The sequence below is a fragment of the Xanthomonas sp. WCS2018Noco2-27 genome (assembly GCF_031843525.1).
In the GTDB taxonomy this organism is placed as follows: Bacteria; Pseudomonadota; Gammaproteobacteria; order Xanthomonadales; family Xanthomonadaceae; genus Xanthomonas.
In genome coordinates, this window is sequence record NZ_JAVTIK010000002.1 from 1 (window position 1) to 18,778 (window position 18,778).

At 63.5% G+C, this 18,778-nt stretch carries 14 protein-coding genes and 1 other RNA gene; 5 read left to right on the top strand and 10 right to left on the bottom strand.

The genetic code is table 11. The annotated features are described in order from the left end of the window. Positions 1–10 precede the first annotated feature (10 nt). From RQH86_RS05065 to RQH86_RS05090, 6 genes are all read right to left on the bottom strand, one after another. Positions 11–1,135, bottom strand: a complete 1,125-nt coding sequence (locus RQH86_RS05065; protein ID WP_311240412.1) for a pyridoxal phosphate-dependent aminotransferase — start codon at positions 1,133–1,135, stop codon at positions 11–13. Positions 1,136–1,148: 13 nt separating this feature from the next. Next, complete coding sequence (locus tag RQH86_RS05070) at positions 1,149–1,940, bottom strand: SDR family oxidoreductase (protein ID WP_311240413.1); 792 nt, start codon at positions 1,938–1,940, stop codon at positions 1,149–1,151. Further along, positions 1,937–3,193: an aminotransferase class V-fold PLP-dependent enzyme gene (locus RQH86_RS05075; protein WP_311240414.1), complete on the bottom strand. Its 1,257-nt coding sequence runs from the start codon at positions 3,191–3,193 to the stop codon at positions 1,937–1,939. The genes RQH86_RS05070 and RQH86_RS05075 overlap by 4 nt, the downstream gene beginning before the upstream one ends. Positions 3,194–3,220: 27 nt before the next feature. Continuing rightward, positions 3,221–4,678 carry an FAD-dependent oxidoreductase gene (locus RQH86_RS05080; RefSeq protein WP_311240415.1) on the bottom strand — a complete coding sequence of 486 codons (1,458 nt, stop codon included), beginning with the start codon at positions 4,676–4,678 and terminating at the stop codon, positions 3,221–3,223. Between the two features lie 85 nt (positions 4,679–4,763). After that, positions 4,764–5,936 (bottom strand): tryptophan 2,3-dioxygenase family protein, encoded by a 1,173-nt coding sequence (locus RQH86_RS05085; protein WP_311260580.1) that lies wholly within the window; start codon positions 5,934–5,936, stop codon positions 4,764–4,766. Continuing rightward, positions 5,929–6,459, bottom strand: coding sequence for a VOC family protein (locus tag RQH86_RS05090; RefSeq protein ID WP_055845418.1), 531 nt, complete (start codon positions 6,457–6,459; stop codon positions 5,929–5,931). Before RQH86_RS05090 ends, RQH86_RS05085 begins: the two co-directional genes overlap by 8 nt. 944 nt (positions 6,460–7,403) lie before the next feature. On the opposite strand from RQH86_RS05090, the gene mutS reads away from it, so the two are divergent. The 4 genes from mutS (at position 7,404) to RQH86_RS05110 (ending at position 13,622) form a co-directional block, all read left to right on the top strand. After that, positions 7,404–10,025: a DNA mismatch repair protein MutS gene (gene mutS / locus RQH86_RS05095; RefSeq protein WP_311240417.1), complete on the top strand. Its 2,622-nt coding sequence runs from the start codon at positions 7,404–7,406 to the stop codon at positions 10,023–10,025. 245 nt (positions 10,026–10,270) lie between these two features. After that, positions 10,271–10,885 carry a DUF937 domain-containing protein gene (locus RQH86_RS05100; protein WP_311240418.1) on the top strand — a complete coding sequence of 205 codons (615 nt, stop codon included), beginning with the start codon at positions 10,271–10,273 and terminating at the stop codon, positions 10,883–10,885. A gap of 355 nt (positions 10,886–11,240) precedes the next feature. Beyond that, the gene (gene katG, locus RQH86_RS05105) at positions 11,241–13,487 is read left to right on the top strand and encodes a catalase/peroxidase HPI (protein WP_311240419.1); all 2,247 of its coding nucleotides are present in this window, start codon (positions 11,241–11,243) and stop codon (positions 13,485–13,487) included. A 62-nt stretch (positions 13,488–13,549) separates the two neighbouring features. Then, a non-coding RNA gene (locus RQH86_RS05110) (sX9 sRNA) lies at positions 13,550–13,622 on the top strand. A gap of 267 nt (positions 13,623–13,889) precedes the next feature. Here RQH86_RS05110 and RQH86_RS05115 read toward each other — a convergent pair. Then, positions 13,890–14,297, bottom strand: a complete 408-nt coding sequence (locus RQH86_RS05115; protein WP_055845428.1) for an RNA-binding S4 domain-containing protein — start codon at positions 14,295–14,297, stop codon at positions 13,890–13,892. Positions 14,298–14,737: 440 nt separating this feature from the next. Here RQH86_RS05115 and RQH86_RS05120 point away from each other — a divergent pair, with 440 nt between their 5' ends. Continuing rightward, a complete protein-coding gene (locus RQH86_RS05120) occupies positions 14,738–16,213 on the top strand; it encodes an MATE family efflux transporter (protein ID WP_311240420.1) in 1,476 nt (491 codons plus the stop codon). A 617-nt stretch (positions 16,214–16,830) separates the two neighbouring features. Here the strand turns inward: RQH86_RS05120 and rplS are convergent. The 3 genes from rplS to rimM form a co-directional block, all read right to left on the bottom strand. Further along, the gene (gene rplS, locus RQH86_RS05125) at positions 16,831–17,241 is read right to left on the bottom strand and encodes a 50S ribosomal protein L19 (protein ID WP_311240421.1); all 411 of its coding nucleotides are present in this window, start codon (positions 17,239–17,241) and stop codon (positions 16,831–16,833) included. Positions 17,242–17,386: 145 nt separating this feature from the next. Continuing rightward, positions 17,387–18,160 (bottom strand): tRNA (guanosine(37)-N1)-methyltransferase TrmD, encoded by a 774-nt coding sequence (gene trmD, locus RQH86_RS05130; protein ID WP_311240422.1) that lies wholly within the window; start codon positions 18,158–18,160, stop codon positions 17,387–17,389. Between the two features lie 65 nt (positions 18,161–18,225). Beyond that, the gene (gene rimM / locus RQH86_RS05135) at positions 18,226–18,738 is read right to left on the bottom strand and encodes a ribosome maturation factor RimM (RefSeq protein ID WP_115512231.1); all 513 of its coding nucleotides are present in this window, start codon (positions 18,736–18,738) and stop codon (positions 18,226–18,228) included. Between the last annotated feature and the right edge of the window lie 40 nt (positions 18,739–18,778).

The window sequence follows — 18,778 nt, forward strand, 5'->3', positions numbered from 1 at the left end:
GAGACAGCGATCAGCTCCACTCGGCCAGCAACTGCGCCATCCGCGCCAGACCCAGCTCCAGTTCCGCAGGCGACACCCCGCCCGCCCCCAACCGCAGGTGCTGCGGGCATGCATACGCACCACCGGACATCACAAACGTCTTGAACGGCGGCGCAAGCAACCGGCGACTGAAGGCATCGGCGTCGATCGGCAAGTCGAGGTGCGCAAGACCGAGCAGGCCTGCCTGCGGCCGCTGCCATGTCAGTGCCGGCTGCTCGGCGACAAAGCGATCCAGTAGATCGATCCGCGCGCGCCCCATTGCACGCGAGTGCTCGACCGTCGCATCGAAATGCTCCGGTCGCAACGCGACCTCGGCAATGCGCTCCCCCAGCACGTTCATGATCTCGCTGGTGTTTTCGCGCAACACCATCGCCGCATTGAGCAAGGCTTGGTCGCGCGTCACCATCCAGCCGGTACGCAAGCCCTGCAGGCCGAGCAGCTTCGACACGCTGCCGGTACTCACTCCGCGGTCGTAAAGGGTTGCGATGCGTGGCGTCTCTTGCCTATCCCACTCCAGGCCGCGATAGACCTCGTCGGAAAGGATGTAGGCCCCCACGCGTTCTGCCGCAGCCACAATGCGCTGCAGCGTCGCCAGGTTCTCCACGCGTCCAGTCGGATTGTTGGGATTGCACAGGAAGATGAGCTTGGTCTTGGGCGTGACCAACGCTTCGAGCTGGTCGATATCCAATGCCCAGTTGGAGGCCTCCGAACGCGTCACCAACTTGGGCACCGCACCGATTTGCTGTGCCAGCACCAGCGGTTGCTGCCACCCCGGTGCATCGATGACGAACTCATCGCCGGCAGCGAGCAACTGCGTCAACACCAAGTAGTTCGCCTCCTGCGCGCCGGCGGTGATCAGCACATCCTGCAACCCGCATGTGCTGGCATACCCATACTGCGCCAGCACCCGTTCGCGCAGCAGTGGCAAGCCTTGATAGTCCTCGCCGGTCCAATCCAGCGACTGCGCAGGATCCAGCTGCGACAGATAGCGCTGCAATGGCGGCGAAGGCGACAACGAATAGGTGACGCAGGCATCGGGCTTGGCACGATGCGCAGTGAGCCATTGCTCCCAAAAACTGTTAGACGGCACAGGCATGCGTAAGACTCCCTTATCCCATGACGGCCGGGCACACGCCCAGCCCAAGCGAAGCATCGATCACTGCGCCGCGCAGAATGCGTGCCTCATCGCGGCACAGGTAAAAGCACAGGTCGGCAATCTCTCGCGGCGCGATCAACCGCCCGCCGGGCAGCGATGCTTCAAGCGCCTGGCGTTGTTCGGCCGACAAGGCATTCAAGGTACTGGCTTGAAACATCGGCGTGTCGGTGGCGCCAGGACAGACAGTGAAGACATCGATGCCTGTGCAGGCGTACGTGGCCGCAAGTTGCCGCCCTAGAAACGCCACTGCCGCCTTGCTCATGCCATCGGCAGCGCGAAAGCGCGGAAAGTGCGTGATTCCGCCGTCCACCGAACTCATGAACACGATCTTGCCGTGTCCGCGCGCCAGCATGCTCGGGATCACATCCTCGCTGAGCCACAGCGGCCCCAGCGTATTGACCCGGAAAAATACCTCGTCCTGTTCCTTGTAGCTGGCCGCGGCACGTTCAACGGTCTTGGTGCCGACGCCAGCGTTATGGATCACGATGTCCAGCGGCAGAGACAGTGCCTGCATCAGTTGCGCGTGGCTCTGCTGGTCGCCCACATCCAGCTCCAATGCGTGCACGTACTGATCGCCGACCTCATCGAGCAGCGCCTGCGCCCGTTGCCGGCTCTCCTCCCCCGGGCGGTAGGTAAAGCTCACCCTGTAACCGGCCTGCGCAAAAACGTGCACCAGCTCGACGCCGATACCTCCTGCACCACCGGTAATCAGCACATGTTGACGATCGATCTCGATTGCATTCATCGCGCAACTCCCGCAGTGACGGCCTGCATCAGCGCATCTCGTTCGTCCAGCGCAGCAAAGGCGCCTTGCAACGCATCGCTCAGTCGAACCACATCCTCCATCGCGGCATAGACCTGCATGGAAACACGCAGCACGTAGCTCGCGTTGTCTGGCCAGGCGTTCACTGCCACATCGATGGCATGGGTGTCGTACAGCCAGTCCTGCAGCGCAGCCGCATCTGGATACGCCGCGCAGATGCGGGGCGGCAGCGCGAACGCCACCATACTCCCCAGGTGTTCGTCGGTGGCCAGGCGTTTCAGCGGCAATCGCGCAGTCAAGTAGTGCGCACAGCGCAGCGCCAACGCATGGTGATGTGCGAATAATGCAGGCATGCCGCCAGGCAGCACGTTCTGCAGGAAAACGATCGCTTCGGGAATGCACAGCAGCGGCGTCGGGTCGGAGGTACCCAGCCAATCGAATTCCAGATGCAGCCGCGGGCGAGCGCTGCTGTTGTCGCCATAACCGCGACTGATCACCGGCGGATGCACGCCCGCCTGACGATCGCGACGCACATGCAAAAATCCCGCGCCGCGCGGGCTGCACAGCCATTTATGGCAATCGCCCGCGTAATACGCCGCTCCGATCGCCTGCACATCCAACGGCAACATGCCTGGTGCATGCGCACCATCGACCAATGTATCGATGCCACGTTCGGCCAGCGCCGCGACCAGGGCTTCGATGGGAAATACGATCCCGGTCGGGCTGGTGACGTGATCCAACACGGCAAGCCGCGTGCGCGGGGTGACTCGTTCCAGCACGGCCTGCACGACACGCTGCGGGTCCGACACCGGCACGCCAACCTGCGCAACCACCACGCGGGCCCCGGTGATGCCGGAGACAAAGTCGAGCAGATTGCGTGCAGACAAATACGCATGGTTGGTAGTCAGAATCTCGTCGTCGCGCGTAAAAGAACGCGAGCGCAGCACCGCGCTCAATGCGGTGGTCACGTTGGGCAGCAACACCAGGTCGACTGGATCGGCGCCGATGACCCCAGCCAGCGCCTCACGCGAGGCATCTAATAAGCGCGGTAGATCGCGCAGGATAAACACAGACGGCAGCCGCTCGATCTGCGCACGAAACGCCGTCTGGCGTTCCAGTACAGCGTTGGGGCATGCTCCCAGCATCCCGTGATTGAGACAGGCGACGCCTGGATCGAGCGAAAAACGCTGCTTCATCCGCACAGCCGGTGCGTCGGATTCCCACGGTGATTGCATCAGACACGTCCTCTCGGCAACAGCAGATCAGGAAACAAGGGTGGGCTCGGCCGCGACGCGGTGCTGAGCGATCAGCTGCAGCAGTGCCTCTCGCGAAGGTGCGGCCGGCGGTGGCACTGGAGGTGTCGCGGCAAGACTGCGCACCCGCGTTACGACGTCGTGCCGATTAAAAATTGCAGACGGGTCTTCAAGCATTCCCGTGCGCCGCGCCAATGCATGCCAGACCACTGCATCATTGCGCGCAGCGGCAGCGATGTGCGGCAAACCGATCGCATCCGGGTGCTGAAATGCGGGCGGTTCGCCGGCCCACAGCGCGCTGCGTGTGTGGTCTTGCGCCACGCTATCGACGTACCAGGGCCGCACAAGACGCTGTGCAAGCGCGTCGGCATCGATGGCAAACCGCAGCGGGTCATCCAGTCCTTCGCGATGGGCAAGATCGGCGACGGCATATGCGTGGCGCATCGCCAGCGACATGCCGCGCGTATAGGTTGGATTGGTGGTGCACAACGCATCGCCGACCGCGATGGTGCCAGCCACGGTCGGCATGCCGCTCGCCACCGCGGACCGATAGCGGTTTTCGCACACTGGCCAGCGCAGCACATCCGATACCGGCTCGCAGACGGCAGCGTCGAGCCAGGGCGCGATACCGGCGTGTGCGCATGCGGCTGCAGTGAACACCGCTGGCTCAACCATGCCGTTCCACGCGTTATCGCCATGCGGTGCCATCAGCGTGATGGAGACATAACCGTTATCGGCGGGACACACGATGCAGCCGCTGGACGCGGCATAGCCACCCACCGAAAAACCCGCAGTGAGTTGCACATTCGGCCGCTGTCGGCAGCGATACCACCGCGTGAAATATGCGAGCCCGCAGTTGTCCACCAAGGTATCGGGCGTCTGCACACCGGCCTGTCGCAACCATTTGCCGAACGCAGAGCCACGACCCAGCGCATCGATGGTCAGCGCCGCGCGTAGCTCACCGCGCGAGCTGCACACCCCTTCCACCAGTGGACTGTCGTCGGTGCGAACCAGCAAGCCATGAACGCTGGTCGCGGCGTGCAGCGTGATGTTCGGCTCTGCCAGCACCACCGCACGAACGACGTCCTCGATCAACGAGCGGCGCGTCGACAGACCGAACAACTCCGGATCGTCGTTGCGAGGCACAGCGACACCTGGCGCAAGCGTTGCGCCGAACGGCATCTCGACCGCACCGGCATCCAGCAACGCCTGCCAGATATCCGGCGCGCGTTCGCGCAGCACCTGTCGCCCCAGCGCGGCCAGCGCATGCGTATGACGCGCGTGCGGCACGCCTTTGCGCCACCAGCGCGGCGTGGGCAGATGGGCATCGCCCGCCAGCGATGACCCACCCACGACCCCGTCGCGTTCAAGCACGGTCACCTGGTAGCCGTGTCTGGCAAACGCCAGTGCGCTCATCAAGCCGGCGATGCTGCCGCCGACCACCAGCACCTGCGACGTATCGGTCATGGCGCACACCCTGCGTCCGCATTGATCAGGCATGGCGACAGGTCGTACGCAAACGGCAAACGGGTGGCGACAACAAACCCCGGCATCATCGGCCGCCCTCCATCGCGAATCCATACCCGTCCGGGTTCTCGAGCACAGGCACGCTGGAAGTGCGCAGCAACAACGAGCGCGCCGTCCACAGTTCGGCAAAAATTCGGTAGCGCAGCGCGGTTTGATCCAGGTAGTCCACACCGGCGGAACCGCCCGTACCAACGCGACGGCCGATGAAGCGCTCCACCATGCGCGCATGCCGCTGCCGCCAGATCAACATCGCCTGTTCCAGCTCGACCACGCTTTCCAGCAGTTCGCGCGGCCACGCAAGCTGCGGCAACTCACGATGACTTTCGACAAACACCAAGGCCGCACGTACCGCACGGTGTGCGTCGTGGGCGGGCGCGTCGAGCTGCGCGTGCTCGTCTGCCAGCAGGAATGCCTGGGCGCTCTCGTCTTCCGCCGCATGCCGCGCACGCAGCCGCTGCAGCTCTTCTATGCTGCTGCCACGCTCGGCGGCCAGACGCCAGCGACGCTCGCTGTCGGCGCGCATCGCCTGGATGTAGCGACGTGCGAAGCGCTCCTTCGCTGTCGGCGTCGTGGCGCCATCGATCGGTAGCCGAGCCAGCCATGCATACAAAGACTGCTTGAGGGATGGGCCGGCCTTGGCGCGTGCTTCGACACGTTGCGCAGCAGTCGAGGGACTGCCATCCGGCAGTTTGAGCGCATCGCGATAGGAGCCCGCGCCGATGGAAATACGTTGTGCATCTTCAAGACCCAACAGGATCTCGATCTCGCGCAGTTGCGCCGATTGAAACCCGCTCGCTGGCGTCAACCGCTCGCGAAACTCCAGAAAGTCGCGCGCTGTCATCGTCTCCATCAGTCGAAAATGCTGATTCGCCTGCTCGAATACCGTGATTGCACGACGGAGCGAACGCACCCCGGCAACCACCTGATGCCCGGCCACGTCCGGTGCATTGAGCAGGTCACGGGTCAAGGTCAACTCGCGCAGCACCAGCTTGAACCACAGCTCGTGGACTTGGTGCACGCTGATGAACAAGGCCTCGTCGTTGCTGACCGCCGACTCATCGTCGTCAAGTCCTCCCTGCAGGGCCAGCAGCTGCTCGACCTTGATGTAGTCCCAGTAGTTCGCCGTGACCGTCCGCGCGCCTTTTTGCTGCTGCGATGCCAGGTCGGGCTCTACACTCAACCGGCCAGCATCATCCAAGCAAATGCTCCCTTTTCAGTTGCGTCCACGCGGCGAGATTGGCGTAAGCCATCTTCTCCAGATCGTCCCAGATGGCCGTTTGCGCCACCTCCGGCTTGACGATCAGCTCCAGGCGATGCCCATTCGGGTCGCGGAAGTACCACGACGTGGCCAATTCGGCATGCCGTCCATCTCCGGCCACGTCGTGGATCACCGGCCCCTCCACCTCGACGCCGCTGTCGCGCAAGCGGGCGCAGAGTGCGTCGGCCCGCTCGCTGTCGCGTACTTCAAGGGCAAGATGCTGCGCCCAGTCCTCCTCGACCGGCACCAGCGGCAGCGCACTGCCAAGCACCTCGAAGAAACAGATATAGCTGCCGTCTTCCATTTCAAAGAAGACATTATTGTTGGTGGCCTTCAGACCACTGGAAGGAACGTGGTCAATCAATGCCGCCGCAAACTTCAAACCCAGGGTATCGGCATAGAAACCCACTGTTTCTGCCGCATCCCGGCAGCGATAACCTACATGATGAAGTTTACTCAACATACCGCACTCCCATATTCCGCCCATAGAAATTCGACTTTCAATTAAATGAAAGGTCTTCAATACATATTTTCTAGCCAGCGACAACACGCAGCCACGCTTGCGCACAGCTTTATATAGCGACTGCAGCTGTCGGACGCAGTTACCCCTTGCAGCCCATCCACCAGCGATGCTGGCGAAGAGCCGACTGACTGCAAGCGTTCTCATCCACAACGAGATGGAACTTAACACTTATAGCGGGAGATTTTTAGTAATACCTCAACGATTTTTCGAAGGCATTTGCAATCGATCGCGAGTTTTTCCGAGGGCGCCGTAGATCGCTACCGATGGAAAAATTCAACTTTTCACGAGAGTTGCAGGTGAGCACGCAGATCCATCGAGACATGCATCACAAAGTGGTCCTCTGCAGATCTTCCGAAGATCATCGGAGGTACCTGCAGAAACTTCGAGATTTACATCAATTTCTCGAGACAGATCTCATTCCAGCATAATCACCACATGGTTACTTAAGCGGAACCATTATCTGTCCCAGATTTCGCAGCAGCTATAAAGAGGCGTGGGCTGTCACTGAGATGACACCCTGGAAGCGGATGCATGGCTACTTCACCAGACGACCTCCGCACAAGAATCGACTACGCCTGGCCCCGACACCCCGCACGATCATCGCAAGCGGCGCTGGCCCGATTTGCAGCGGATGTCCAACACGGAGCCTGGGCACCCAACCCGCCGTTCTGACCCCATCGGCAGCGCTCCGCTTGTGCGTCTGCCCATGCGTCCAGCGCTGCACCCTGGATCGCGGTTCCGGCCCGCTCGGCTTAAACTTGTCTTCCCCCGGTCGACCCGACCACCGCAGCCGCCGCACGCGGCGCACCGCAGGCCACTGCTGCACGCCCTGCACGCCATCGCCTGCCCGCCCCTCACCGCGCCCAGATTTCGGAAGACGTTTCTTGCAAAGCACTGACACCAAAGACAAATCCAAGCCCAGCAGCGGGACTCCCGAGCACACCCCGCTGATGAAGCAATTCTTCGCCGCCAAGTCGGACTACCCCGATCTGCTGCTGTTTTTCCGCATGGGCGACTTCTACGAGCTGTTCTATGACGATGCGCGCAAGGCGGCGCGACTGCTCGATATCACGCTGACCCAGCGCGGCAGCTCCGGTGGCGCGCCGATTCCGATGGCCGGCGTGCCGGTGCATGCCTACGAAGGCTATCTGGCGCGGCTGGTGGCCTTGGGCGAGTCGGTGGCGATCTGCGAGCAGATCGGCGACCCGGCGCTGGCCAAGGGTCTGGTCGAGCGCAAGGTGGTGCGCATCGTCACGCCGGGCACGGTCACCGACGAGGCGCTGCTGGACGAGCGACGCGACACCTTGTTGATGGCGATCTCGCGCAGCAAGCAAGGCTATGGCCTGGCCTGGGCCGATCTGGCCGGCGGGCGTTTTTTGGTCAATGAAGTAGACAGCGTCGATGCGCTGGAAGCGGAGATCGCGCGCCTGGAGCCGGCCGAACTGCTGGTGCCCGACGAAGACAACTGGCCGGAATTTTTGCGCGGGCGCATCGGCGTACGTCGCCGGCCGCCGTGGTTGTTCGATGCAGACAGCGGGCGCCGGCAACTGCTGGCGTTCTTCAAGCTGCACGACCTGTCCGGCTTCGGCATCGACGACAAGCCGTGCGCCACCGCTGCCGCCGGCGCGCTGCTCGGCTATGTGGAAGAAACCCAGAAGCAGCGCCTGCCGCATCTGACTTCCATCGCCATGGAAGTGGCCAGCGAAGCGATCTCGATGAACGCTGCCACGCGCCGGCATCTGGAGCTGGACACGCGCGTCGATGGCGATACCCGCAATACCTTGCTCGGTGTACTCGATAGCACGGTCACGCCGATGGGCGGCCGGTTGCTGCGACGCTGGCTGCATCGTCCGTTGCGCTTGCGCGATGTGCTGATGCAACGTCACCACGCGGTCGGCAGCCTGATCGATTCCGGCGCCGATGCCGACGTGCGCGAGGCCTTCCGCGCGCTTGGCGATCTGGAACGCATTCTTACGCGCGTGGCATTGCGCTCGGCACGCCCACGCGATTTTTCCACCCTGCGCGACGGCCTGGCGTTGTTGCCGAAGGTACGCACCATCCTGGCGCCGCTGGATTCGCCGCGCCTGCAGACCTTGTTCGCCGAACTGGGCGAGCACGACGCCACCGCACATTTGCTGATCGGCGCGGTAGCCGAACAACCGCCGCTCAAGCTCAGCGATGGCGGCGTCATCGCCACCGGCTACGACGCCGATCTGGATGAGTTGCGACGGCTGTCCACCAATGCCGATCAATTTTTGATCGACCTGGAACAACGTGAACGCGCCAGCAGCGGCATCGCCACGCTCAAGGTCGGCTACAACCGCGTGCACGGGTATTACATCGAGATCGGCAAGGGACAGGCCGACAAGGCGCCGCTGCATTACAGCCGCCGTCAGACCCTGACCAATGCCGAGCGCTACATCACCGAAGAACTCAAGAGCTTCGAAGACAAGGTTCTGTCGGCACGCGAACGCTCGCTGTCGCGCGAAAAGCTGTTGTACGAGGGGTTGCTCGATGCGCTGGGTAGCGAGCTGGAAGGCCTCAAGCGCTGCGCCAACGCACTGAGCGAGCTGGATGTGCTGGCCGCCTTCGCCGAGCGCGCGCAGGCGCTGGACTGGGCGCAGCCCGAACTGGACAGCGCGCCGTGCCTGCGCATCGAACGCGGCCGCCACCCGGTGGTGGAAGCGGTGCGCGACCAACCGTTCGAACCCAACGATCTGGACCTGCACACCGACCGCCGCATGCTGGTCATCACCGGCCCGAACATGGGCGGTAAATCGACCTATATGCGACAGAACGCGTTGATCGTGTTGTTGGCGCATATCGGCAGCTTCGTGCCGGCCAGCCGCGCGGTGATCGGGCCGATCGATCGCATCCTCACCCGTATCGGCGCTGGCGACGACCTGGCGCGCGGGCAATCCACCTTCATGGTGGAAATGGCCGAAACCAGCTACATCCTGCATCACGCCACGCCGCACTCGCTGGTGTTGATGGACGAGATCGGCCGGGGCACGTCCACCTACGACGGTCTTGCCTTGGCCGATGCGGTGGCGCGCCATCTGGCGCACACCAATCGTTGCTACACGCTGTTTGCCACGCATTACTTCGAGCTCACCGCGCTGGCCGACGAATCGCATGCAGGCGGCGCCAGCGGCATTGCGAACGTGCATCTGGATGCGGTGGAACACGGCGAGCGTCTGGTGTTCATGCATGCGGTCAAGGACGGCCCGGCCAATCGCAGCTTCGGTCTGCAGGTGGCCGCACTGGCCGGTTTGCCCAAGGCGGCAGTGATGCAGGCGCGGCGGCGCCTGGCCGAGCTGGAGCAACGCGGCGGCGAAAGTCATAGCGCACACATGGCGCCCGCCGCCCTGGATGCCCCGCAACAGTTCGGGCTATTCACAGCACCCTCCTCCGCGGCGCAGGACGCACTGCAGGCGCTGGACCCGGACGAGCTCACCCCCAAGCAGGCGCTGGAAGCGCTGTATCGGTTGAAGGCATTGCTGTGAGGGCGGGGATTGGGGAGTCGGGATTAGGGATTGGGTAGAGCGCAGTTGGGTGGTTTTTTTTCAACGCACGGTGTGCAAACACCCCATTGCTCTCATGACCAGATGCGTTCGCTTCGCCACTTGGCACTGATCGCCGGCAGCCGCCTTGGATCACGCTTCGCGTGCGCCGGTCCGCAGGTGGATTGCTCTGACGCTGCGACAGGCGCACCCTGCCGCAACGCTTTGTCCAACAGGGAATCCGACGCATGACCACCTCTGCCTCGCTGACCGATCAGCTGGCCGCGCAATTGCAAGGCCCGCAGTTACAACAACTCGCCAGCCGCCTGGGCATTGCGCCCGAGCAGGCCCAATCGGCGGTGCAGACCGCGCTACCGCTGTTGATGGGCGCGCTGGGACGCAACAGCCAGCAAGCCGGCGGCACCGATGCCTTGCTGGGCGCCTTGCAGCGCGATCACGCCGCCAGCCCGGACATCGGCAGCCTGTTCGGTGCGTTGCTGGGCGGCTCGGCTAGCGGGCAGCAAGCCAACGGTGCCGGCATCGTGAGCCATCTGTTCGGCGACAAGGCACCGCAGGCGGCGGCCGGCCTGGGCCAGGCCACCGGGCTTGAACCCAGCAAGGCCGGACAACTGCTGCAGCTGCTCGCCCCCATCGTGATGGCGTACCTGGCCAAACGGTTTCTTGGTGGCGGTGCGGCAACCAGCACTCAGCTCGGCCCCGCCCTGGCGCAGGAACATCAGCAGGTCCGCAGCACTGGCGGTGCCGGCGGTTTGCTGACCAGCGTGCTGGATCAGGACGGCGACGGCCAGTTGGGTCTGGGCGATGTCATGAAGTTGGGCGGCAGCCTGTTCGGCAAACGCTGACCACGGGGCGATGCACCGAGTGGGCACCGCCGTGCTATCCATAGTGCGACGCTATCGATATGGTTGAATAATTCGAATTCACCAAATGATCGATGCTCTTTATCGTGTGCCAACACCGCCATGATGAGTCCGCCTGAAGCATCCGCCTGTCTATTTTCTCTCCCGTCAGCCAGATCGCACGTGCGACGCCAGACAGCCGCTAGCATCGGCAGGGCCGGCAGCCGTCGTGGAGCGGTCGCCGCATTGTTTTCGTCATCGATAACCACGCCTCACGCACTGCTCCACCTCGATTCCACCAGCACGTGTCGCGCATCGGCACGCAGCTCCCCAAGTGCTCACGCACATAGGTATTGCCATGACCACCGAAGCAAAGTGCCCGATCAACCACGCCGTCGTCGGCGCCGGAACCACCAATCGCGATTGGTGGCCGCAGCAATTGCGCGTGGATCTGCTCAGCCAGCATTCGACCAAGTCCAACCCGCTGGGCCAGACCTTTAGTTACGCCGAGGCGTTCAAGCGCATCGACCTGCCCGCGCTCAAGCAGGAACTGCGTGCGCTGATGACCGACTCGCAGGACTGGTGGCCGGCCGACTTCGGCCATTACGGCCCGCTGTTCGTGCGCATGGCCTGGCATAGCGCCGGCACTTACCGCATCGGCGACGGTCGCGGCGGCGGCGGTCGCGGCCAGCAGCGCTTCGCACCGCTCAACAGCTGGCCGGACAACGTGAGCCTGGACAAGGCGCGCCGCCTGCTGTGGCCGATCAAGCAGAAGTACGGCCAGGCCATTTCCTGGGCCGACCTGATGATCCTCACCGGCAACGTCGCGCTCGAATCGATGGGCTTCAAGACCTTCGGCTTTGCCGCTGGCCGCGAAGACACCTGGGAGCCGGATCAGGACCTGTACTGGGGTCGCGAAACCAAGTGGCTGGGTGGCGACGACCGCTATGCGCACGGCTCGCCGGGCGTGGACGAAGCGCACGGCGTGCTGGTCAAGGACGACGACAGCCAAGTCAAGCACACCCGCGATCTGGAAAATCCGCTGGCCGCCGTGCAGATGGGCCTGATCTACGTCAACCCGGAAGGCCCGGACGGCAAGCCCGACCCGGTTGCCGCCGCACACGACATCCGCGACACCTTCGCGCGCATGGCGATGAACGACGAAGAGACCGTGGCGCTGATCGCCGGCGGCCACACCTTCGGCAAGACCCACGGTGCCGGCCCGGCCGATAACGTCGGTGCCGAGCCGGAAGCCGGCGAGCTGGAAAGCCAGGGCCTGGGCTGGCACAACCGCTACGGCAGCGGCAAGGGCGCCGACACCATCACCAGCGGCCTGGAAGTCACCTGGACCACTACGCCCGCGCAGTGGAGCAACGACTTCTTCGATCATCTGTTCAAGTTCGAGTGGGAACTGAGCAAGAGCCCGGCCGGTGCGCACCAGTGGGTAGCCAAGAACGCCGACGCCATCATTCCCGATGCGCACGACGCGGCGAAAAAGCATCGCCCCACCATGCTGACCACCGATCTTGCGCTGCGCTTTGACCCGGCGTATGAGGCGATCTCGCGCCGCTTCCACGCACACCCGGACCAGTTCGCCGATGCGTTTGCACGCGCCTGGTTCAAGCTCACCCACCGCGACATGGGTCCGCGTGCCCGCTACCTGGGCCCGGACGTACCGGCCGAAGAACTGCTGTGGCAGGACCCGGTGCCGGCGGTCGATCATGCCCTGGTCGATGCGCAGGATGCCGCTGCGCTGAAGCAGACCATCCACGCTTCCGGCCTGAGCGTGGCGCAGCTGGTCACCACCGCCTGGGCCTCGGCGTCCACCTTCCGCGGCTCGGACAAGCGCGGCGGCGCCAACGGTGCACGCATCCGCCTGGCACCGCAAAAGGACTGGCAGGCCAATCAACCCGAACAGCTGGCCAAGGTGCTCGGCACGCTGGAGCGCATCCAGGCCGACTTCAATGCCGCGCAATCGGGTGGCAAGAAGCTTTCGCTGGCCGACCTGATCGTGCTTGCCGGTAACGCGGCGGTGGAACATGCAGCGCACGCCGCAGGCCACAGCGTCACCGTGCCGTTCGCGCCGGGCCGCACCGATGCATCGCAGGAACAGACCGATGTCGAATCGTTCGCCGTCCTCGAGCCGGTGGCCGATGGCTTCCGCAACTTCGCCAAGCGCCGCTACGCGGTGCCCGCCGAAGCGATGCTGATCGACAAGGCACAGCTGTTGACCCTGAGCGCACCGGAGTTGACCGTGCTGGTCGGCGGCCTGCGCGTGCTCGGCGCCAACGCAGGCGACGCGAAGAATGGTGTGTTCACCACCCGCCCCGGCGTACTGAGCAACGACTTCTTCGCCAACCTGCTCGACATGCGCACCGAATGGAAAGCGACCTCGGACGCGAAGGGGCTGTACGAAGGCCGCGACCGCAGCAGCGGCGAACACAAATGGACCGGCACACGCGTGGATCTGGTGTTCGGCTCCAACTCCATCCTGCGTGCGGTGGCCGAGGTCTACGCCAGCGCCGATGCACAGGAGAAGTTCGTGCACGACTTCGTCGCTGCCTGGACCAAGGTGATGCAGTTGGATCGGTTCGATCTGGCCTAAGCGCAGCCAACACACCGACTGTGTTCGCCGCGAGGCAAGCACTGTCGGTGCTCGGAACCGGCATGGACAATCCATGATGGTTCCGAGTGCGCTGTCCACAGCGACCTGACGACTGCTCGCTATGATTTGTCAGCCGCTCCAAGCCGCAGCAGTAACGCAAACGCCCCGGATATCCGGGGCGTTTTGTTTTGCGGCACTGCAGCCGCAGTGCCATGCGTTTCGACTGCCGTGATGCTGTTGATCAGATGCGTTGCTGCTCAGCATCGCCATCATCCCGAACAACAGCGAGTTTCCTTCGACCGGAGCGCAGGTTTTCAGCTGAATCGCACGCCCTAATAGCCACAGCAATGGTCTGTCATGGTCGGATATGTGCACCGCATGCGTCCCGCATCCACTGATTTTTTACAACGCGTCGATATCGCCCAACGCGTTGATCAACCGGCGGGCACGCTTGTCTGGTTTTCCTTCCGGCGCGCGGTAACCGGTGCGCTCGGCAGCGCGCTGCAGCCGCCATTGCGAACGCGCCTCGCGTGAGGCATCGCCCTCCACATACAGCGCCTGCGCAACCGGCGCGGGGCCGCGCACGTCGCTGAGTGCAGCGACCGTGACCTCGAAGATTTCGCCACCACGGTCGATGCGCAATTGCTCGCCGCTGCGCAGCGTGCGCGACGGCTTGGGTCGCTGACCGGCAACATCCACCTTGCCGGTCTCCACCGCCGTCTTGGCCAGGCTACGCGTCTTGAAAAAGCGCGCGGCCCACAGCCACACATCCAGCCGGACCGTCTTGCCCTGTTCCAGCTCCAGATTCATGCGTCTTGCTGTCTCGTTCTATCAGGTAAGCAATGTTTGGGCAGCCATTCGGGAACTCAAGCTGGACCGTCAGCCCTGCGATGGTGATCGATTGCCAGGTCGATGGTCGGCTCCCCCATCCGCCCTGCGGGCACCTTCCCCCGCAGGCGGGGGAAGGGACCTGTTGTGCGTGTGCAACACCGATCCATCAAACGCTCGCAAACCCCGGCCTTCTCCCGCCTGCGGGAGAAGGTGGCGCGCAGCGCCGGATGAGGGACACGCCCCTGCTCTGCAGCGCATCCCGAACAGCAAGCGCAACATCTTGCAAAGACGGTCACCGCTGGTATCGAACATGGAGCGTGTCCCAACCCGACATCTGCAGCGCAAACCAAATGGCACTGCATCGGATCTCACCCGCGCAATGCTAGTGTGCGCAGCTTCTGCGCGACGATACGCCTGCGATGCCCAAATCCGCTGTCCTGACCGAAGGCCCGATCGGCAAGAACCTGCTGTTGTTCGCCCTGCCGATCATGGCCGGCAACATCGCCCAGTCGCTCAACGGCTCGGTCAATGCGATCTGGATCGGCCGCTATCTCGGCGAAGAAGCGCTGACTGCAGCAGCCAACGCCAACAGCATCATGTTCTTCCTGATCGGTTCGGTGTTCGGCATCGGCATGGCCTCCACCATCCTGATCGGTCAGGCCATGGGCGCGCGCGACATCGCGCAGGCACGCAAGGTGATGGGCACCAGCGCGAGTTTCTTCGGCGGGCTGTCGGCGGTGATTGCCGTGCTCGGCTGGTATCTGGCGCCGCACCTGCTCACCGCCATGGGCACGCCGGCCGCCTCGCAGACGCTGGCCGAAGACTATTTGCGGGTGATCTTCCTGGCGATGCCAACGCTGTATCTGTTCGCCTTCCTGTCGGCGGCCTTGCGCGGTACCGGCGATGCGCGCACGCCATTCCGGTTTCTATTGTTGTCGGTGCTGCTGGATATCGTGTTCAACCCGTTGCTGCTGTTTGGCATCGGCCCATTTCCTGCGCTGGGCATTGCCGGTGCGGCCTGGGCCACGCTGATCGCGCAGGTCGTCGCACTGGCCGGCCTGCTGCTCTATCTGCGCAAGAAACGCCACGTGTTGTGGCTGGGACGGCGCGACCTGCATCTGTTCCGCATCGACCCTGCCATCCTGCGCGCGCTCATCGTCAAAGGCGTGCCGATGGGCCTGCAGATGGTGATGATCTCGCTGGCGATGATCGCAATGCTGTCGCTGGTCAATGGCTTCGGCACCGACACCGCGGCCGCGTTCGGTGCCGGGCTGCAGCTATGGAATTACGTGCAAATGCCGGCAATGGCCGTCGGCGCCGCCTGTTCGTCGATGGCCGCCCAGAATGTGGGGGCCGGCCTGTGGTCGCGCGTGGATGCCGTCGCACGCACCGGCATCGCCGCCAACTTCCTGATGACCGGCCTGCTGATTGCGCTGTTGATCGGATTCGATCGCTGGACCCTTGCCCTGTTTCTGCCCGCAGGCAGCGCCACGTTGGAGATTGCGCGGCATCTCAACCACATCGCGATCTGGTCGTTCCTGTTGTTCGGTGTCAGCTTTGTGGTGTCGGGCGTGGTGCGCTCCACCGGGGCAGTGATCCCGCCGCTATTGATCCTGGCGTTTTCGCTATGGGGCGTACGCGTGCCGTTAGCCAACGTGTTGCTGCCGCATCTTGGGGCTGATGCGGTGTGGTGGAGCTTTCCGATCAGCTCGACCTGCTCGATGCTGTTATCGCTGGCGTATTACCGCTGGGGCGGCTGGCGCAAGGCGCGCATGCTGACCACACCGACGCATCCGTCAGCACTGGCCGCCCCGGCTGAAGTACCCGCACACCCCGCTTCGCCGGTCGCCGATACCGCACCCACCGCCGAGCAGACGCAGACACGATCGCACTGAACGTGCACGCCAAGCGGAACGTGCAGGCCAAGCGCAGCCAAGCCGTGCGATCAATGCAGATGCGCAGATGCGTTGATTGGTTTCAAGGTGTCGCGCAGACCCAACGACTGACACGTGATAAATCCAAGCGGCTTCATGCTGTCCGCCGGATGTCGTCATCCGTCGGCATCCAGCAACGCCTGACATCCTGACGACCAAGCAGCATCTGCGCTGCACTTGGCCGTGCCTAAAACAGTGCAGCGGTTTTACAGCGCAGTGAGTGAGCAGGTCCGGGGGTTGCTGCATCCATCGCGCGGCCCCTATGTCCCAGACGCGTGGAGTGGATCGACATGCGAGTGTTTACTGACGTGCATCCACTCCAGGGACCGGATGCAGCGAGTGCCTTCCATCTGCGTCGATCCATCTGCGTCGATGACGGCTAGCGATCTGCTTGGCGCGTAATCCGCCACTGCGATGGCATCAGCATCAGCGCATCGCCCATTGAGCGCATCATAAAAAACGCACGCCCTGAGCGTGGTCGACATTTCTCATTCCACAAATTCCATTCCACAAACGCAAACGGCCGCCCGAAGGCGGCCGTTTGGCAAAGGCAGATCTTAAAGACCTGCCAGTGTGGCTTACTCGGCGGCCTTGGCAGCAGCCTGGCGAGCGACCTTGGCCTGTGCAGCGGCGGCCAGATCTTCCTTGATGCGGGCAGCCTTGCCTTCCAGACCACGCAGGTAGTACAGCTTGCCGGCGCGGACCTTACCGCGGCGCTTCACTTCGACCGAGTCGATGATGGCGCTGTGGGTCTGGAACACGCGCTCGACGCCGAAGCCGTGCGAGATCTTGCGCACGGTGAAGGCGGAGTTCAGGCCGGCATTCTTGGTACCGATCACGACGCCCTCATAGGCCTGCACGCGCTCGCGGTTGCCTTCCTTCACCTTGACGTTCACCACAACGGTGTCGCCCTGGTTGAATTCCGGCAGCTTGCGCTGAATCTGGGCGGCTTCGAAGTCAGCCAGGATGGTCTTGTTGAGTTTGCTCATGATGGGCACCGCGTGTCTGGTGATATTGGACCGGCAGTCGCCGCACGGCGATTGCTCGAGGTTCGTAAAGAGGGCCAGACGCAAGGCTGACCAGCAAGCCGCATATTGTACCCCAATCAATCTTGCAAGAGCTAGGGGTGAGCCCTTATTTCTCGTTACCGGGTTTATCGTCGCCTGGGGCGAGTTCGCGGCGAAACTCGTCCAACAGACGGCGATCGTTCTTGTCCAACCCAGCCTCGTCCAACAGGTCCGGGCGTCGCAGCCAGGTCCGGCCCAGAGACTGCTGCCGGCGCCAGCGCGCGATGGCGCCGTGGTTACCGGAGCGCAACACGTCCGGCACATCGCCCCAGGCATGGGTCGATGGATGGCTATAGTGCGGGCAATCCAGCAGGCCTTGCGGGCCTTCGAAACTGTCCTGCGCGGCAGATTCGGCGTCGTTCAACACACCGTCCTGCAACCGCGTCACCACGTCCACAAGGACTGCAGCGCCCAACTCGCCACCGGACAACACGTAGTCGCCGATGGAGATTTCCAGATCCACTGCCTGCGCCAGGAAGCGCTCGTCCACACCCTCGTAGCGCCCGCACAACAAGATCATGCGCGGCAACTGCGCCAGCTCGCGTGCGAGCGGCTGGGTGAGCGGCCGCCCTTGCGGGCTGAGGTAGATCACCGGTGCCGGCCGTGCATCGGAGGCTTGCACCGCATCCAGACAGGCCCGCAACGGCTCGATCAACATCACCATGCCGGGCCCGCCACCGAACGGGCGGTCGTCCACCCGGCGGTAATTGCCCTGCGCATGGTCGCGCGGATTCCAGCCCTGTAGCTCCAGCAGACCACGCTCCTGCGCCCGCCCGACCACACCGAACGCCGCGCATTGCGCGATGAACTCCGGGAACAGGCTGATGACGTCGATGCGCACTTAAGAATCGGGAATCGGGATTGGGGAATGGGTAGAGCAAGAGCGAAGCCGAGGCACCGCTTCGATCAGAAATCCGGATCCCAGTCGACCACGATCAAATTGGCCTCGAAGTCCACCGATTTGACGAACTCCGGCAGCACGAACGGGATCAGCCGCTCGCGATCGCCGCGCACGACGACCACGTCGTTGGACCCGGTGGAAAACAGATGCGACACCGTCCCGAGCTTGACGCCCTCGACGGTTTCCACCTGCAATTCTTCCAGATCCACCCAGTAGTACTCGTCGGGCTTTGGTGGCGGCAAGACGCTGCGGGAGACATAAATTTCGGTCCCGTGCATGGCCTCGACCGTATCGCGGTCGGTCACGTCCGGGAACACCGCAATCAGGTTCTTGCCCTGATCGCGCCCGCGTACGCCGCTCACAACCGTTTCCTGTCCCGATGGCGTGCGCACGATCCACGGCTGATACCGAAAGATCGCACTGCGCGGCTCGGTCCAGGATTCGAGCTTTAGCTCGCCCTTGACACCAAAAGCGCCGACAACCCTGCCTAACAGGATGCGGCGCTCGGTCGGCTTCATCTGCGTCAACTCTGGGCCAGGCAGCGACGCCCGGCCCTCA

Coding starts and splice junctions, on each gene's coding strand:
- RQH86_RS05065 (WP_311240412.1), bottom strand. CDS start 1,135: ATGCCTGTGCCGTCTAACAGTTTTTGGGAGCAATGGCTCACTGCGCAT.
- RQH86_RS05070 (WP_311240413.1), bottom strand. CDS start 1,940: ATGAATGCAATCGAGATCGATCGTCAACATGTGCTGATTACCGGTGGT.
- RQH86_RS05075 (WP_311240414.1), bottom strand. CDS start 3,193: ATGCAATCACCGTGGGAATCCGACGCACCGGCTGTGCGGATGAAGCAG.
- RQH86_RS05080 (WP_311240415.1), bottom strand. CDS start 4,678: ATGACCGATACGTCGCAGGTGCTGGTGGTCGGCGGCAGCATCGCCGGC.
- RQH86_RS05090 (WP_055845418.1), bottom strand. CDS start 6,459: ATGTTGAGTAAACTTCATCATGTAGGTTATCGCTGCCGGGATGCGGCA.
- RQH86_RS05100 (WP_311240418.1), top strand. CDS start 10,271: ATGACCACCTCTGCCTCGCTGACCGATCAGCTGGCCGCGCAATTGCAA.
- katG (WP_311240419.1), top strand. CDS start 11,241: ATGACCACCGAAGCAAAGTGCCCGATCAACCACGCCGTCGTCGGCGCC.
- RQH86_RS05115 (WP_055845428.1), bottom strand. CDS start 14,297: ATGAATCTGGAGCTGGAACAGGGCAAGACGGTCCGGCTGGATGTGTGG.
- RQH86_RS05120 (WP_311240420.1), top strand. CDS start 14,738: ATGCCCAAATCCGCTGTCCTGACCGAAGGCCCGATCGGCAAGAACCTG.
- rplS (WP_311240421.1), bottom strand. CDS start 17,241: ATGAGCAAACTCAACAAGACCATCCTGGCTGACTTCGAAGCCGCCCAG.
- rimM (WP_115512231.1), bottom strand. CDS start 18,738: ATGAAGCCGACCGAGCGCCGCATCCTGTTAGGCAGGGTTGTCGGCGCT.